The organism is Pseudomonas sp. P108, from assembly GCF_032613195.1.
Classification (GTDB): domain Bacteria; phylum Pseudomonadota; class Gammaproteobacteria; order Pseudomonadales; family Pseudomonadaceae; genus Aquipseudomonas.
Genome location: NZ_CP126691.1, coordinates 4,482,569 through 4,500,347, shown reverse-complemented (window position 1 = coordinate 4,500,347; position 17,779 = coordinate 4,482,569). Strand labels below are relative to the sequence as shown.

Annotated in this window: 10 protein-coding genes and 1 pseudogene; 10 read left to right on the top strand and 1 reads right to left on the bottom strand. The window is 59.1% G+C overall.

From position 1 onward, the window contains the following. Positions 1-35: 35 nt before the first annotated feature. The 7 genes and pseudogenes from asnB to QOM10_RS19655 form a co-directional block, all read left to right on the top strand. The gene (gene asnB / locus QOM10_RS19685; protein ID WP_127929091.1) at positions 36-1,901 is read left to right on the top strand and encodes an asparagine synthase (glutamine-hydrolyzing); all 1,866 of its coding nucleotides are present in this window, start codon (positions 36-38) and stop codon (positions 1,899-1,901) included. Positions 1,902-1,949: 48 nt separating this feature from the next. Next, positions 1,950-2,813 carry a TauD/TfdA dioxygenase family protein gene (locus tag QOM10_RS19680; RefSeq protein ID WP_127929090.1) on the top strand — a complete coding sequence of 288 codons (864 nt, stop codon included), beginning with the start codon at positions 1,950-1,952 and terminating at the stop codon, positions 2,811-2,813. Then, on the top strand, positions 2,810-4,894 hold the full coding sequence (locus QOM10_RS19675) for a GNAT family N-acetyltransferase (protein ID WP_316916799.1): 2,085 nt from the start codon (positions 2,810-2,812) through the stop codon (positions 4,892-4,894). The genes QOM10_RS19680 and QOM10_RS19675 overlap by 4 nt, the downstream gene beginning before the upstream one ends. After that, a complete protein-coding gene (locus QOM10_RS19670) occupies positions 4,881-5,843 on the top strand; it encodes a DMT family transporter (RefSeq protein WP_127929088.1) in 963 nt (320 codons plus the stop codon). Before QOM10_RS19675 ends, QOM10_RS19670 begins: the two co-directional genes overlap by 14 nt. Then, positions 5,840-7,099 (top strand): ATP-grasp domain-containing protein, encoded by a 1,260-nt coding sequence (locus tag QOM10_RS19665; RefSeq protein WP_127929087.1) that lies wholly within the window; start codon positions 5,840-5,842, stop codon positions 7,097-7,099. Before QOM10_RS19670 ends, QOM10_RS19665 begins: the two co-directional genes overlap by 4 nt. Before the next feature lie 107 nt (positions 7,100-7,206). Then, positions 7,207-8,499 (top strand): MFS transporter, encoded by a 1,293-nt coding sequence (locus QOM10_RS19660; protein ID WP_127929086.1) that lies wholly within the window; start codon positions 7,207-7,209, stop codon positions 8,497-8,499. A 207-nt stretch (positions 8,500-8,706) separates the two neighbouring features. Further along, positions 8,707-8,844: pseudogene (locus QOM10_RS19655) on the top strand (histone-like nucleoid-structuring protein, MvaT/MvaU family); the annotation flags it as partial. Between the two features lie 165 nt (positions 8,845-9,009). On the opposite strand, the gene QOM10_RS19650 reads toward QOM10_RS19655, so the two are convergent. Beyond that, positions 9,010-9,252, bottom strand: a complete 243-nt coding sequence (locus QOM10_RS19650; protein WP_224794690.1) for a hypothetical protein — start codon at positions 9,250-9,252, stop codon at positions 9,010-9,012. A gap of 332 nt (positions 9,253-9,584) precedes the next feature. On the opposite strand from QOM10_RS19650, the gene QOM10_RS19645 reads away from it, so the two are divergent. The 3 genes from QOM10_RS19645 (at position 9,585) to QOM10_RS19635 (ending at position 17,777) form a co-directional block, all read left to right on the top strand. Further along, positions 9,585-10,100 carry an Hcp family type VI secretion system effector gene (locus tag QOM10_RS19645; RefSeq protein ID WP_123593248.1) on the top strand — a complete coding sequence of 172 codons (516 nt, stop codon included), beginning with the start codon at positions 9,585-9,587 and terminating at the stop codon, positions 10,098-10,100. 127 nt (positions 10,101-10,227) lie between these two features. Continuing rightward, complete coding sequence (locus QOM10_RS19640; RefSeq protein ID WP_160041131.1) at positions 10,228-13,134, top strand: type VI secretion system tip protein VgrG; 2,907 nt, start codon at positions 10,228-10,230, stop codon at positions 13,132-13,134. Then, positions 13,131-17,777, top strand: a complete 4,647-nt coding sequence (locus QOM10_RS19635) for an RHS repeat-associated core domain-containing protein (protein ID WP_150776456.1) — start codon at positions 13,131-13,133, stop codon at positions 17,775-17,777. Before QOM10_RS19640 ends, QOM10_RS19635 begins: the two co-directional genes overlap by 4 nt. The last annotated feature ends 2 nt before the right edge of the window (positions 17,778-17,779 follow it).

Here is a 17,779-nt window from a genome sequence, read left to right as displayed (position 1 = left end):
GCGTTGCCCGTAGGTAATTCGACAAGGAGTGTTATATGAGCGGCATGGCCGGTTGGGTCGACCTGCGTCACGGTGTTGGGCAGCAAGCAAACATTCCTCGTTCGAAAGTCGCCGAAATTGTCTCGGCAATGATCGTTGCGATGTCCGGGCGTGGACCGGACGGGCATGCGGTATGGCTGGGGCCTGAGGTTGCACTGGGACATTGCCGTACAGTCACTTCGCGTTATGACTGGGACGAGCAACCGTGGATTGGCGAGATCCATGGTGCCACCGTGGCTATCATGTACACCGGACAGTTGTACAACGCTGCGCAGTTGCAGCAGCAACTCGCTGGCCTGGGTCCGGCACCTGATCGCTGGTCCTACGCTGAAATCATTCGCCGTGCCTATGCCCAGTGGGGTGTCGGGTTCGTTGAACGCCTCGAAGGCATGTTTGCCATCGCGATCTGGGACGGCCAGAAGCGCCGATTATTGCTGGCGCGAGACCGCCTCGGCTTGCAACCGCTTTACTACACCCTGCGTGACGGCGGCGTCATTTTTGGCAGCGTACCTACCGCCATCAAAGCCCATCCCCACTTTACCGCCCGGCTGGACACGAGCGCGCTGGCCATCGTGCTTCAGCCGCGCATGGCGCTGCCTGGCGAAACCCCGTTGCAAGGCTTGCACGAGTTGCCTCCCGCCAGTGTGCTGACCTTTGACGAACGTGGGCATGAATTGCATCGTTACTGGAAACTGGAAAGCGCCGCGCATACCGATGATTTCGAGCAGACCAAGGACCGCGTCCGCGAACTGCTTGAAGGCGTCGTGGCGCGCCAGTACGTGCATGAAGTGCCTTGCGCGGCGATGTTGTCCGGCGGTATCGATTCCACGTCGGTGGCCGCGCTGGTCATGAAGCAACTGGCAAGCCAGGGCCGCGGCGCAGCACTCGATACCTTCTGCCTGAAGTTCGACAGTGACGAGGATGCCTTCACCTCCACCGAACTGCGGCCTGACATCGATGCACCCTTCGCCGCGCTGGCCGCCGAATACATGGGTACCCGTCACACGACACTCAGTGCAACCATGCAGGATCTGCTCGGCGTCATTCCGGCTACGCGCAAGGCCCGCGGCCTGCCTGGCTGGGGCCAGTTCGATGCCTCGATGTACCTGCTGTTCGAACGCATGCGCGGCAATTGCTCCGTGGCGCTGACTGGCGAGGCTGCCGACGAGATCTTCGGCGGCTACCCTTATTATTTCAAACCCGAGCTGCTGGCCCGTCCTCAGTTCCCGTGGCTGGGCGATGGCCCGAAGCTGGCCCACTATCTGTCGCCGAGCCTGATCAGTGCACAGCGCGTGGCAGAGGACGAACGTGCCCGTTACGACTATTGGCTGAGTCAGGTGCCACGCCTGCCTGGCGAAAGCGGCGACGCGGCGCGCATGCGCGAGGTGCTGTTCCTCGGCATGTCCGGCCCGTTGTCGGTGATCCTGGATCGCAAGGAACGCATGAGCATGTCGCAAGGCCTGGAAGTGCGCGTGCCATTCTGCGATCCGGAACTGATCCAGTACGTATGGAACGTGCCGTGGGAAATGAAATCCCGTGGCGGCGTGAAAGGTTTGCTCAAGGCTGCCATGCACGACATCCTGCCGCCGACTACCTTGAATCGGAAGAAAAGCGCGTACCCGCACATTCAGGACTCTGAATATGACCGGGCACTCATCAGCGAAGCGCGCTGGATTGCGACTGATCCCAAATCGCCGATTGCCTGGATGTTCGATACCCCGCGTCTCAGCGCACTGATCGAGCAGATCGCCGCGAACCAGCTCAATGCTTCGATGCTGCCCGGCGGCGCCAGTCCCGCGCATCTGCTGATCCAGCTGGTGGAGATGAATCGCTGGATCGTCGACAACGATATCGCGGTGTAAGACACGGTCAGCACGGAAGTCTGATCCCAAGAAGACCAAGGAGGCAGCATGCTTGAGTTAGTCCCCGTTACTGAGTTTATCGGCACCGAAGTCCGTGGCATCGACGTCAATGCCAGGCTCAGTGACGACACGATCGAAGCGCTTTACAACGCCTGGATCAGCAGCACCATCCTGCTGTTTCGTGGCCAGTCGATGAGTCCTGATCAGCAACTGGCGTTCAGCCGCAATTTTGGTGAGCTGGTCAGCTATACCCGCTCGCAGTTCAGCGAACAGACCCAGCCGGAAATCCTCATCCTGTCGAACATTACCAAGGATGGAAAACTGATCGGCTCGCCGGTCAGCGGTCGGGTCTGGCACACCGATGGCCATTATCTGGACGTGCCGCCAGCCGGATCGATGCTGCATGCGCTGGAAATCCCGCCGGAAGGCGGCGACACGTGGTTCGCCAATATGTTTGCCGCTTATGAAGCATTGCCGGAAGCGGTCAAGGATCGTATCGAACACCTCAAGGTGGTCATCAGCCGGACTCAGTCACGGCCCTACAACTACCCCGACCGGCCTGCGCCATCTCCTCAGGAACTGGCTGAGTGGATCGACGTGCCGCAACCGCTGGTGCGTCGCCATGAAGTCAGTGGGCGCAAGGCGCTGTATGCCGGCGGCAACGTGCCGTGGCGGATTGAAGGTTTGCCGCTGGAGGAAAGTGCGCCACTGGTGACGTTCCTGCAGGAGTTCTCGGTGCAGCCGCGATTCACCTATCGGCATCGCTGGACCCCGGGCGACATCATTCTTTGGGACAACCGCAGCGCCATGCACAAGGCCACGGTGTATGACGACAAATATCGTCGCCTGCTGCATCGCACCACCATCGGTGCGCGCACCGCCGACAATCAGGACAGGAACCGACGGGCATGAGCGAGTATGACTACATCATCGTCGGCGCCGGCGCGGCTGGCTGCGTATTGGCTGCACGCTTGAGTGAAGACCCGGCGATCAAGGTACTGCTGCTGGAGGCGGGGGCCGAACGCCGCAGTCCATTGTTGTCGATCCCCGTCGGTGAAGTGCTGCTGATGGGTAATCCGAAATATGACTGGTGCTTCGAGACCCGCCCGGACCCGACGCTGGGCGGACGCCGTCTGCAGATTCCACGGGGGCGCCTGTTGGGCGGATCGAACCTGATCAACGGGATGATCTTTGTCCGGGGTCAGCGCGAGGACTATGACGAGTGGGCCAGTCAAGGCAACCCGGGCTGGACCTGGGACGAAGTGTTGCCGTACTTCAAACGCCTGGAGTCGAGCGTGGACGTCAGCGGCGAGAGTCGTGGCCAGGACGGGCCGATTCATGTGGCATTGCCACGCGAATATGACGAGTTGTGCGATGCCTTTCTGGCGGCAGCCGGCGAAGCCGGGTATCGACGCAATCGCGACTACAACAGCGGCGATCAGGAGGGCTTTGGCTACTACCAGGTCAACCATGATCAGGGCCGTCGTTCCTCGGCTTATGGCCGCTACCTGTTGCCGGCGCGCAAGCGGGCAAACCTGACGGTGATTGCCGAGGCCGCGGTGCAAAAACTGCGTCTGGAAGGCAAGCGCTGTGTGGGTGTGGAGTACCTCAAAGGCACGTTGCAATCGGCCACGGCCCGGCGTGAGGTGATCCTCAGTGCCGGGGTCATCCAGTCGCCTCAGTTGCTCGAGTTGTCCGGCATTGGTGCGCCAGCGGTACTGGCGAAGGCCGGCGTGCCGCTGCGACATGCGCTGCCGGGCGTGGGTGAGAACTTTCGCGATCACTTCGCGTCCCGACTGAAGTGGCGCATTCGCCAGAAAATCACCTTTAACGAACGCACCCGTGGTTTCGCGTTGTTCAGGGAAACGCTCAACTACGTCTTTCGCCGTCGCGGCGTACTCAGTTTGCCGATTGCTCTGGGCCATGGCTTCGTCAAATCACGCGAGGAAGAGCCACGGCCAGACTTGCAGTTTCATTTCGCCCCGGCCAGTTACGGCCCTGGTTCCAGTCGTCGTCTGGACACCTTGCCCGGCATGACCGTGGGCCTGTATCCGTTACGGCCCGAATCCACCGGCAGTATTCACATTTGCTCCAGTGACCCTGGCGAGGCACCGGTCATCGAGTCGCGTTTCCTTGAACATGAGGATGATCGCCGGCGGATGATTGCGGGCATGCGCATTATCCGTGACATTGCTGCCCAAGCGGCCCTGCAGCCCTACTGTGATCACGAGTTGTCCCCCGGCACCCAGGTCGCCAGCGATGAAGAATTGCTGGCGTATGCCCGTACTCAGGGCGACACCTCTTATCACCCCGTGGGTACCTGCCGCATGGGCAACGATGAGCTGGCCGTGGTCGATCATCGGCTACGCGTGCGCGGACTCGACGGTTTGCGGGTGATCGACGCGTCGATCATGCCGACGATGGTGTCGGGCAATACCAACGCCGCATCCCTGATGATTGGCGAAAAAGGCGCTGCCATGGTGCTGGAGGATTACGCATCGCCGTCGGCCACCGGGCAGTCTGGCTACAGCATCGACGAGGGTGACCCCGAGGAATTGCAGACCGCCGAGCTGCTTCAACGCTCGGAAGATTACGCACGTTCCCTGTACCCGGATGAAAGCGTGCACATGCTCGACGTCGCACAGCTCAAGGCTCCGGGGGTGAGCTTCGTGGTCGCCCGCGAGTTGGATAGCGGCGAAGTGCTGGGTTGCGGAGCGGTGGTGGCGATCGGCGAAGGGCAGGCAGAACTCAAGCGCATGTTTGTCGCCGACAATGCCCGTCGACGTGGCGTGGGTGCGCGGTTGCTCAAGCGGCTTGAACAGCTCGCCCATCGCAATGGTGCCCGTACCTTGTTGCTGGAGACCGGGGTCAGCCAGCCGGAGGCTATTTCGCTCTACCGCCGCGCAGGTTTTCGCGATCGCGGCCCGTTCGCTGATTACCGGGAAGACCCGCTGAGTGTATTCATGGAGAAGACCGTCAATGAACAAGCCTGAAGTCAGCCTTAGTGGCATGGCTACGCCTGTCAGCCGTGGTGTGGTGCGGGCCGGCATTCTGTATGTGGCGGCCTTTCTGATTCTGGCCAACGCCAACGCGGTGTTCTCGGGCAACCTGCTGCAGCAACTGCATCCGTTCACCTTTCTGTTCTGGAGTTTTGTAATCACCAGCGGCTTCTTTCTGTCGCGGTTATTGCTGAGTTCCGGTACCAAAGGCCTGGCAATCGGTGCCGATGCTGCCGGCCCGCTGACCGTCCTGAACTTCACCAGCGCCCTGAACTGGATCGGCTACTTCTATGCCCTGCGCTACATCGAACCCGCCATCGTCAGCGCCATCATGGGCGGGCTTGGGCCGGTGAGCACGATTCTGCTGGAGCGCATCGTTCGGCGGCGTCAGTTGCCGCTTTACACCTACGCGGTCGCGGCGGGCATTCTTTCCGGCACAGCGTTGCTGGCGTGGGCGTCCCTGGTGGGGCTGGCGGGGATTCGCCCGATCAACTTCAGCGACACGGTTATCGGCCTCGCCGCCGCCGCGGCCGGCGGTGCATCCCAAGCGCTGAACACCATCGCGACCAAACAATTGGGCGAGCGCAGTTGGACTGCCACACGGATCATGGCGCATCGGTTCTACTTGCTGATCATCGTCGCGGCGGTGCTTGCCTGGAGCGGTCCCGGCTTCGCGTTTGCCTCAAGTACGCAATTGGGTGGCCTGGCCATTGCGACGCTGCTCGGGGTCATCATTCCGTTGTGGCTGCTGCAGCGCGGCATCCTTCTTTCGGAACCCTTTACCGTGGCGGCGTTGCTGGCGTGGGCGCCGTTGCTCACTTACGTCTTTCAAGTATTTGATGCCCGAATCCAGTGGTCGATGACCTCTGCTTTGGGCTGTTCCGTGATCGCTCTGGTTACGGTGTTTGGCACATGGATGAAATTCAAGGGAGACAGCAAATGACACAAGCCAAGGAAAAAATCCTCGTTGTAGTCGATGGTTATTCATCAGGCTCACAATTGCCGGCGCTGATGGCCGAGTCTGGCTGGAAGTGCATTCACGTGAGCAGTTCACCCAATCCGCCGGAGTACTACCTGCGCACCTACCACAAGGACGAATACATAGCGCACTTCGAGTACCACGGTGATATCCAGCGCCTCGCCGATGAAATCAACGCTTTGCACCCGAGCGCCGTGTTGCCGGGCACCGAGAGCGGGGTGATTGTCGCTGACCTGCTCGCCGCGGCCTTGCAACTGCCGGGCAACGATCCGTCCACCAGCCTGGCGCGCCGCGACAAATACACCATGCACGAGCGCCTCAAGGCCGTTGGCCTGCGCAGCATGGATCACTATCTGGCCCGTGACCGCGATGGGCTGAGTCAGTGGGCCGCCAGTGGCAGCTGGCCGGTGGTCATCAAGCCTCAGGCCAGTGCCGGGACCGACTCGGTGACCTTCTGCGCCGATCAAGGTGAACTCGTCGACAGCTTCGACAAGCTCTTCGGCACCGTCAACCAATTGGGCGAGCGCAATGATGCGGTGCTGGCGCAGCGCTTGCTGGTAGGGCCGGAGTATTTCATCAATGGCGTCAGCGGCCATGGCAAGCATGTGATCACCGAGATCTGGCGCGCCGACAAGCTGCCGGCACCGGACGGTGGCTGGATCTATGACCGTGCCGTGCTGTTCGACCCGACGTCGCCCGAAATGAAGGAGATCGTCGAGTACGTTCACGGCGTACTGAATGCCTTGGGTATCCGCTACGGTGCCAACCACACCGAGTTGATCGTGACCGAGGCAGGCCCGACCTTGATCGAATGTGCCTCGCGTCTGTCGGGGGGGCTCAATCGTCCGGCGGCCAACTACGCGGTCGGCGCCAGTCAGCTGGATCTGGTGGGCAAGCTGGTCAGGGAAGGGGAGTCGGCCATCGACTCCATCGTCGATGCGCAGCAGGGTCACCATTACCCGCTGTGGCAGGTGCAGTTCATCTCCAGCCAGGAAGGTGTTGTCACTCGTTCCTCCTACGATGAGTTGCTCAAGACCCTCAAGAGCAAAGCCTGGCTGCAGCGTGCGCCAAAAGAAGGGGACGCCGTGGTCAAGACGGTCGACTTGTTCTCCAGCCCCGGCATCGTCTTCATGAGCCATGCCGACAGCAATGTGCTCCATGCTGACTATCAGACCGTACGCGAATGGGAGCGCACTTCGCGCCTGTTCAGCGTCCAGTAAGCCTGCGGGAGTGACCGTGCACCAGGCCTGAACGGGTCTGGTGCTCATCCGCACCCAAGCATTCCGTGCGCGCGGGCCTGCGCGTCTACGTCTGGAAGAGCATCGCCATGAAGCATACGGATTCGCCGCGGCAGCAGCGCAGGATACTGCTGGCTGTAGGAATAGGCACGACCCTGGAATGGTTCGATTTCACCTTGTTCGCGATCTTTTCCCTGCACATCGCCAAGACTTTTTTTCCCGCCCAGGATCAACTGATGTCGCTGCTGGCGACCTTCGTCACCCTGGCGGTGGGTTTTGTGGCGCGACCGCTTGGTGCGTTTCTCATCGGCCGCTACGCCGATCGCCACGGACGCAAGAAAGCGTTGATCCTGACCATGAACATGATGGCTGTCGGCACTGTGCTGATTGCTTTTTGTCCTGGCTACAGCGTGCTGGGCTATGGCGCCACGGTACTGCTGGTGGCGGCGCGGATTGTTCAAGGGTTGGCGGCGGGTGGCGAAATTGGCAGCGCGCTGGCCTACCTGTGCGAATCGGCACCGGCCTCGCGGCGAGGCTTTTTCACCTCGATCCAGCAGGTGGCACAAGCAGGCTCGTTTTTATTGTGTGGCCTGTTTGCGAGCATCCTGGCGACCGTTTTGACGCCTGAGCAACTGGGCAGTTGGGGATGGCGTGTGCCGTTTGTCCTGGGGGTGCTGATCTACTTCGTCGGCGTATACGTGCGTCGCACCATTGATGAAAGCAGCGCATTCCAGGCTCACGCCCGACAGGGGATCGAAGTCCCCGCGAAAGAAATCCTCCAGCATTGGCGCAGCCTTGTGTTGGGCATCGCATTCGTTGCCCTGTGGACGGTTTGCACCCAGTTGATCAACTTTATGCCGGCTTACGCCCAGGCCATGCTCAATCTTGATGCCGGCAAGGCTTATTACGGCATTACCCTGGTCGGTTTCATTACCTTGCTCAGCCCATTGGGCGGCTGGTTGTCGGATCGTTGGGGGCGGTACAACGTCATGCTGCTCGGGGCGCTGGGGGTGTTGTTGTTGGCGTATCCGGCATTCCTGGCGCTCAAGCAGAATCCGCAGGACAGCGGATTGATGCTGTTGCAGGCGGGCCTCGCGATGTTAATGGTGCTGTACGCCGGACCGGCATCGGCGGCATTGGCGGAGTTGTTCCCGGTGGCCGTGCGCTCGACCGGGATCAGCGTGGCCTACGCCAGTTCGGTGGTGCTGTTCGGCAGTTTTACCCCGACGTTGGTGACCTTGCTGTATCGCCACACCGGTGACCCGATGATGGCGGCGTACTACCTGCTGGCGGCGGCACTGGTGAGCTTTGTCGCGTTGATGGTTGCGCGTCAGCGACAGGCAGCAAACAGCGCTCGGGATTTCCACGACCAGGCCGCCTGAAATGAGAGGGCATGCATTGCTTATCCGACCTTTGGTTGCCGAGGAATGGAGGGTGGCGAGGAAAACACCGCACCAGTGCCGGTTGGCCTGCTGAGTGCTTGCGGTGATGGGGGCGACCAGGTGTAGCGATTCCGATTGTTTTCGCCCGTTCGCAAATCCATGCGAAAGCCTCTTGCCTCTTTGGCAATGAGGCTTTTATTGGTTTGAAAGGCTCGCGCCGTTAAGGTTTACAAGAATCCTCACACCCGCGAAGTCGTCGAAACTAAAGGCGGCAATCATAAAGCGCTGAAGGATTGGAAAGCAGAGCATGGCTCCGCGACTGTTGAGTCCTGGCTGAAGAAGTGATTTTGGGTTGAGTGCAAAAGGGCCCGAGAGGGCCTTTTTTGTTGAGGGTGTCCCGTCCTGAATAAGGTTTACACCTGTTTCAGGACTAGACAGGGATATTCGATGCGAGTGATCGATACTTGCTCTCTGAGAAAGATGTGTATCTCTGCAGGTTTCTGCCGGGCATTACTCTGACGGTCTACGCAAAATCTTGCCGGCCTTCACTTCGTCTGCGTATTGAGACATTCGATCCGCTTCGACATGCAACGCCTCAATTTTCTGCATGGCTGCAAGCAACTCGGCCTCACCGTACTGCTTGGCCATTTTGAACATGTCTTGAGCTGCGTCTTCGAGTGCTAGTGCAACGCTTTTCAGATCACGGCGCAAATCCTGATTTGTTTTCGTCAGCCCCATGCGGATTGCGTCCATCAAAATTTCAGCCGTTGATGTGTTGGGGGAGCTTTTTTGAAAGTGCGCAACTTCTTGCGCACTTGTTCCGCATATTTGGCTCGATAAATCGCTGCAGCCCAATCAGGTCGCGGTCTGCAGCAAAGTGCGCAACTTCTTGCACACCACTGCGCAACTTCTTGCGCACTCTTCGATTATTTCCGCGGATTTAACCCGGCTTTCGCGAGGAAATTTCTCGCAAGCCCCGGTTTATAAGGCCCGAAAAAAGTTGGCATGTAATTTGGTGGCAAATAGCCGCCTCCTAGGTGATTTCACCTATGACTCATCCGCTGATCCAGCAAGGAGCACCTCCCATGGCAACACCAGCGTACATGTCGGTTACCGGCGAAAAACAAGGCCTGATCACTGCAGGCGCATTCACCGCTGACTCCGTAGGCAACACCTACCAGGAAGGCCACGAAGACCAGGTTATGGTTCAGGCTTTCACCCACGACGTGATCATCCCGCGTGATCCACAATCCGGTCAGCCAACCGGTCAGCGCGTGCACAAGCCAGTGGTGATCACCAAGGTCTACGACAAGGCTTCGCCTCTGCTGCAAGCGGCGCTGACCTCCGGCGAGCGCATGAGCGAAATCGTTATCCAGTGGTTCCGTACTTCTGCTCAAGGCACCCAAGAGCACTACTACACCACCAAACTGGAAGACGCGATCATCGTCGCCATCAACAACAAAATGCACAACTGCCAGGATCCAGGCAACTCGCACTTCACCCACCTGGAAGAAGTGCAGTTCACCTACCGCAAAATCACCTGGACCCACGAAGTATCCGGTACTTCGGGTTCCGATGACTGGCGTGCTCCAGTCGTTTAATCACGGCTGATGGTTGTACCGCCTCGACCGGTTATGCCGGTCGAGGCACCTTCATTACTTAAAGAATTTACGTTGCCAGCTCCTTTAAGCGCTGGCGACCGTCGCAGCACTGCGCGAGGAACAAGGGATGTTCTCACCGGCCAACCAGCCTCATTTCAACCTGACCGTCGATGGCGGCGATAGCGACTTTCAAGTGCTGTCGTTCACCGGTCGCGAGGCACTCAACACGCCGTTCGAATTCGAGCTGGAACTGGTCAGCGAAAAGGCCTCGATCAACCTCGAAAGCGTGCTGCACAAACTGGCGTTTCTTCAGCTGTCGCCAACCGGCACGGGCATCCACGGGCTGGTCTACAGCATCGCCCAGGGCGAGGCGGGCAAACGCCTGACGCGCTACAAGATTTCCCTGCGCCCGCAACTGGCCTACCTCGCGCATCGGGTCAACCAGCGCATCTTCCAGCAGATGACGGTGCAGCAGATCATCAGCCAGGTGCTGGAAGAACACGGCATCCTTGCCAGCGATTACCACTTCCAGCTCAGCGCGATTTATCCCGAGCGCATTTACTGCGTGCAGTACGACGAGTCGGACCTGGATTTCATCCAGCGCTTGTGCGAGGAGGAGGGGATTCACTACCACTTCCAGCACACGTCGAGCGGGCACAAACTGACCTTCGGCGATGACCAGACGGTGTTCCCGAAACTCGCGCCAGTGGCCTATCAGCAGGACTCCGGACTGGTCGCCGACAAACCGGTGGTCAAGCGTTTCGGCCTGCGTCTGGCCACCCGCACCAGCCGCACCACGCGGCGTGATTACGACTTCGTCAAACCGAAGATCGAGCTGGAAAGCGACGCCAAAAGCAGCGCGCAACCGGACCTCGAAGACTACGATTACCCGGGCCGTTTCGTTGACCGCGAGCGCGGCAAGCATCTGGCCAATCGCGCGCTGGAACGCCATCGCAGCGACTATCGTCTGGCCGAGGGCAACAGCGATCAGCCGATTCTGGTCAGCGGGCATTTCCTCGCCTTGACCGAGCACGCCAACCCGACGTGGAATGACTTGTGGCTGCTCACCGAAATCTGCCACGAAGGCAAGCAACCGCAAGTGCTGGAGGAGTCGGTGACCAGCGACACCACCGACCTCAAGGACGATTTCCACCAGGGCTACCGCAACCGCTTCAGCGCCATCCCGTGGGACGTGCCGTACCGTCCGCCGCTCGATCACCCGAAACCGAAAGTACTCGGCACCCAAAGTGCCGTGGTCTGCGGCCCGGAAGGCGAAGAGATCTACTGCGACCAGTACGGCCGGGTGAAAGTGCAGTTCTTCTGGGACCGCGAAGGCAAACACGACGACATGACCAGTTGCTGGATGCGCGTCGCGTCGAGTTGGGCGGCGGAAACCTTCGGTTCGATCAACATTCCACGGGTCGGCATGGAGGTGTTGATCACCTTCCTCGAAGGCGATCCCGACCAGCCGCTGATCACCGGTTGCCTGTACCACGGCGCCAATCTGCCGCCGTACAAACTGCCGGATTTCAAGACCCTGGCCACGGTCAAGAGCAAGGAATACAAGGGTAGTCGCGCCAACGAACTGCGCATTGACGACACCACCAGCGAGATCAGCATCGCGCTGCGCAGTGATCACGGCGCGAGTGCGATCAACCTTGGTTACCTGACCCATCCGCGCCCGAGCGGCGGTCAGCCGCGCGGTGAAGGTTTTGAGCTAAGAACCGACCGCCACGGTGCCGTGCGTGCCGGTGCCGGTCTGCTCATCACCACCGAGCCGCGGCCGAACGAATCCAAACACCACAAGGACTTGCCGGAAACCGCCGAGCGCCTAGCGACGGCCAGCGATCAGCAAGACGGTTTTGCCGTTCAGGCCAAAGAGTTACAGGCCCAAGAGGCTGGCGATCAGGACGACGTCGCCAAAGCACTGCACGCCCAGCATCAAGGCGTACTCGGCAGCGGACCGGCGAACCTTACCGCCAACGAATTCCCGGAATTCACCGAGCCGCATCTGGTCCTCGCCAGCCCGGCCGGCATCGCCCTGACCACGCCACGCTCCAGCCACATTGCCACCGGCGAACACCTGGCGCTGAGCAGCACCGGCCACACCAGCCTGTCGATCGGCAAACGCCTGCTGGCCAGCGCCAGTCGTGGCATGCGCCTGTTCGTGCAGAGCATGGGCTGGCGTCTGGTCGCGGCGTCCGGCGACATCGATGTGCGTGCGCTGAAGGACAGCATCAACCTGCTGGCCAAACTCAACATCACCGCCAACGCCGATCGCATCACCATCACCGCGAAAACCGAACTGGTGATCCAGGGCGGCGGCAGCGCCACGACCTACAACGCCGGCGGCATCACCCACGCCACCAGCGGCCCGTACACCGCACACGCGGCGAACTTCGCCTACACCGGCGCGAAAAGTCTCGCCGGGGTATTCCCGGAACCGCCGAAACCGGGCAAGGGCAATCTGGAATTGTTCAACCAATACGCCGGGCGCCAAGGCATCAAGGAGGGCGATTACGAAGTCATCGATGCCCTGGGCAAAAGCATCAAAGGCAAGCTTGATGGCAAAGGTTTCGCCAGCGTCGCCGGCGCTGCACCGGGGCCGGCGCGCGTGCTGTTCGGCAAGGATCCAGCAGACACCTGGAGCGATGGCAGCTACATCGGCAAGCCTGAATGGCCGTTGAATCCGCCGGGGGCCGAAGACGTGCCGAGTCAGGTGCAGGCGATGGTCGCGCAGGTGTTGCCGAGCAAGAGTTGGGACATGTTGGAGAAGGGCAAGGACATGGCGCAAACAGGGATGAGTGCGATGCAGACCGCGCAAGGTGCGATGCAAACGGCGCAGCAAGTGAAAGGCGTGGTGCAGGGCGGGGTGGCCGGGTTGCCGAAGCTGGCGAGTGCGGCAATGCCAAGTGCGTCGGGGGTTCTTGGGGCGGCGAGCAAGGCGGGCAACTTGCCGAGCCTGCCTGCACCGAGTCTGCCTAAACCTTCCTTGAAAACCCCGGGCCTGTTGGCGGGTGAGATGCTGTCATGACTAATGAAGTAGCTGCTGTAAAACGTGAACCTCAGGTTGCCATCGTTCCACTGAACGCCATCGACATCAAGGATGTCGGGCGCGGTGCCGCCAGGTTCGACGCCTGGCTGCAATCGATCAGTGGAGGTGTAGTCACGCTCGAACGGGTCAAGAACGTCGCTGGGGCGCTCCCGGTAGTCGGCAATATCATGGCATTGGTTGATGCGCTCGGGGACGTTGTCACCCTAGCCAAAAGCAAGCAACGTCAGATATTGGACTGGGTCAGTCTTGGCATCAATCTGATCGGCGTATTGCCGGCTCCACCGACGATGGCCTCCGCGCGGATGACCTTGCGTCCGACGTTGTCCCTGGTGCGTCAAGAACTGCGCAACAGTGCGAAAATGTTGTTGGGTGATTCGCTGATTGAAGTCCTGATCGGACACTTGAATGCCACCATCGTCGGTACGATCGATGACTTTGTCGAACAGGCAAAGCCCAAGCTTGCCAGCATTCTGGACGACGCCGGCGAGCTCGGCCAAAAAGCGGTAAACGAGATCGCCAAAGGGCTGGAGACGGTGGTCAACGGCAAACTCGACGCGAAAGGCGATATGCATGCGGCGAGCGTCAAGATGAGTGCCGCCGGCGGGCAATTACTGCACGATCCGAAGGCAGCCATCAGTAATATCTTTGGCGCCGCTTTCAGCGCGTACAAAGCAGCCGGCAAAGGTGTTGCCAACAGCGCGGCGAAAAACCTGCTGCCGGAGAGTGCCAAGGCTTTGGTGCTGAGCAACACGTCCATGCTTCGCACTTTGGGTGTGGATCTGAAAGTCCAAATGAAGAAGCTCGGCGATCCGGGCGTGCAGCACTCCATCGGCTGGCTGCTGCAGATGCTCGCAGGTTCTGTTGTGACGTGGCGCAAGCGTAAAGGGCACGGTCAGGGTACCAGTGTCAAGCCTGATGCAACGTCCAAGGCTCAACATCTGGCGGCTGAGGGGCGTCTGGAAGTCACAAGTCAGCAAGCTCCCGCGACCAATCACTGTGAGGAATGCAAGAACGGAGTTATTGCCAGCACTGAGCGCAGCATCAGCTTCGCGCTTGGCTCGGAGTCGGTCAGTCATACTGACTTCAGCCTGCCTGGTGCATTTGCGATTGAGTGGACACGTACCTATTGCTCGCGGCTCGATGCCTACGATCACAGTGAGTTGGGCTCTCGGTGGATCACGGCGCTGACAACCCGTTTTGACTGCCGTGATGATGGGTTGATGTTCCATGACGCTGACGGTCGCACCCACGTCTTTCCATTACCGAAGATTGCGGGGCTGCACTACAACGCCATTGAAAACATGACGTTGACGCGAGTCAGTGATGATCGGTTGCTTCTGTCTCGTGGGTTCGAGCGCCATGAGACCTACTTGCGCCGAGGCAAGTACTTTGTACTGATTCAAGTGGTGTTGCGTAACGGTGCGGGGATCATGCTGCATTATGAGCATCGCCATGGTGAGCGACCGGTCTTGTCCGACCTCATCACCTACCAGGACGATATTGCTGACGTTAAAACCCATCTAGGGACTCTGATTGATGAACATGGTCGATTGATGGGGCTCTGGGAAATTCGTGAAGGCGAACCCCAGCGTCAGCTCTGCGCTTACCAATATGATGTTTCTGGCGATCTGGTCCAGGCTCAAGACGAAAATGGTGCAGCCTGGAGATATCAATACCAGTCGCACTTGATCACCCGTTACACCGACCGTACTGACCGCGGCATGAACATTGAGTGGCAGGGCCAGGGTGCGGATGCCAAGGCTGTACGTGAATGGGCCGACGATGGCAGCTTCGATACCCGGCTGGAGTGGGATGAGAACATTCGCCTGACCTATGTCACGGATGCTTACGGCAATGAGACGTGGCATTACTACGACATCCTCGGATACACGTACCGTATTCGACATCCGGATGAACGTTCTGAGTGGTTTTTCCGCGATGAGGCGAAAAACCTGATACGCCATGTTCATGCTGATGGAACGACTGATCGTTACAGTTATGACGAGCGCAGCAACGTTCTTGAGCATATTCGTGCTGACAACAGCGTGGTGCACTTTGCCTACGACGATCAGGATCAACTGATCAAAATCAGTGATGCAGAGGGTGGTCAGTGGCAACGCGCTTACGATGATCACGGCAATCTGGTGGAAGCCATCGATCCGCTCGGTAATAAAACCGAGTACGCCTATAACGCGGCGGGTTTGCCCACGGCAATCAAGGATGCCAACGGCAACGAACAAACCCTGGATTACAACGATGCTGGTCAGTTATTGGAACATGTTGACTGCTCGGGCAAGACCAGTACCTGGGAATACAACTCGCTTGGACAGGTGAGTTGTTTTACCGATGCCGCCGGACACTGCACTGAGTACCAGTACAGCTTGGGCCAACTGGTATTGATCAAGAACCCGGACAAAACGCAGGAGCGTTTTGAGCGCGACGCCGAGGGGCGTCTACTGGCGCATACCGATGGCCTGGATCGCTGCACAACCTGGAGCTATACGGCTGCGGGTCTGATCGCCGAGCGAGTCGATGCCGCTGAACAGACACTGCGTTACCGCTGGGACAAACTCGGTCGGTTGGTTGTACTGGAAAACGAGAACGAGCGACGTGCACATTTCCACTATGACCCGTTTGGGCGCTTGCTGGAGGAGACCGGCTTTGATGGACACGGCACTCGCTATCAGTACGATTCTGAAACAGGGCGATTGTCCAGTGTTCTGAACGATGATCGTGTCATTGCTGTGAGCTTCGACCCAATGGGGCGCCTGATAGAACGCTGCGCCACATCGGGCGGTCAGTCACAGAGCGAAACTTTTGCCTATGACGCAAATGGCAGCCTGATCATGGCCGGCAACGCCGATAGCCGGTTGCAGTGGTTTCATGATCCGGCGGGCAACGTGCTTCAAGAGCACCAGTATTACCTGCGTCTGGAAAAACCGCTGGTTGCCGTCTGGAGGCATGAGTACGACGCACTTAATCAGCGTGTTGCCACGATTCGCCCCGATGGTCATCGTGTCAGCTGGTTGACCTACGGCAGTGGTCATCTGGCAGGACTGCGTCTCGACGAGCATGATCTGATCGGCTACGAGCGGGACGACCTGCATCGCGAAGTCGCTCGGCATCAGGGTAATCATTTGCTGCAAGCTCAGAAATGGGACGCAATGGGGGGCCTGCAGGAGCAGTTGCTGTCACGTAGTGGCGATAAATCAACGCTGTTCAAGCGTGATTACCAATACGATGCCGCAGGCCAGTTGACCCAAACCAGTGACACCCGTCGTGGAGAGCGCGAGTATGCCTATGATCCCGTAGGACGATTGCTCAGCGCGACGACCCGTTACGGGATCGAAACATTTTCCTTCGATCCCGCCAGCAATCTTCTTGATGAAAAACATGCAGAGGTGCGTCGTCCGCTGGATCAGGCACCCTTGCGAAGCCGACGGCTCGATAATTTGTTGCGCGAGTACGCGGGTACTCACTACGAGTACGACGGGCGTGGTAATCAGATCCAGCGCTGGAAAAATGGCAGTCGCTGTCGGATGCGTTGGGATCTGTTCGACCGCCTGGTGCATTTCGAAGATGCGCGCCTATCGGTGGAGTTTGCATACGACGCCTTGGGGCGCCGCATTCAAAAGCATTCGCAGGCGCATCATCAGGCCCGTCCGGAAGCGGGTTCTCAGTGGAACCGTAACGAACACGCTCGCATACAGCGTGAGATTGGATGTGGTTTTACCCTGTACGGCTGGGACGGTGACAATCTTGCCTGGGAAAGCAGTCCCGGTCAGATTGACGGCAACCTTGGGTGCACGGTGCATTATGTTTATGAGCCCGGTAGTCATGTCCCGGTGGTCCAGGCTCATCGCAATGCCGCGATTGTTCTCAGTGGATTGCCTGAAAACCGAGGCGAATACAACGTCGACGACGACCCGCTTTGGGCTTACAGCCCCAATGTGCTGCCGATCGATGGACTCGCCTGGTATCAATGCGACCATCTGGGTACGCCATTGGAACTCACCGACCAGAATGGCGAAATCGCCTGGAGTGGCCAGTACAAGGCTTGGGGCGAGATACAGGAGCAGCGTTCGGTTTCGGCGCAGCAGCATGGGCTGACCAATCCGTTTCGTTTTCAAGGGCAATACCACGATCACGAGACGGGCCTGCACTACAACCGATACCGATACTATGACCCCGCGGTTGGCCGTTTCCTCAGCAAGGATCCGATCGGTTTCAATGGTGGACTGAATCTTTACCAATACGCCCCCAACCCGATTGAATGGGTCGATCCGCTGGGGCTGGCGAAGAAGAAAGGTCCATGGACCAGTCCGGGAGGGTTGGTCTATGAATCAGGTTCTGTAGACGGACATCGTAAAAAACACGTATTGGCCCATGAGAAGGTCGATACAACCAAACCTAAACACTCGGTATTCAAGTGTAAGACCGGCGAATCGCTGGCGATTGTCGACGAGGCGTGGGGTAAGCGGGGAGCTGCGACGCCGTCTGGTAAAAACGATGTATACCACGCGAACATGGGACGGGTAGTCGGAACTCAGGGCGAGACGAAAGTCAGGATCGTTACAAAGCACAACACCAACAAAGTCATCACTGCTTTTCCAGTGAAATAGGA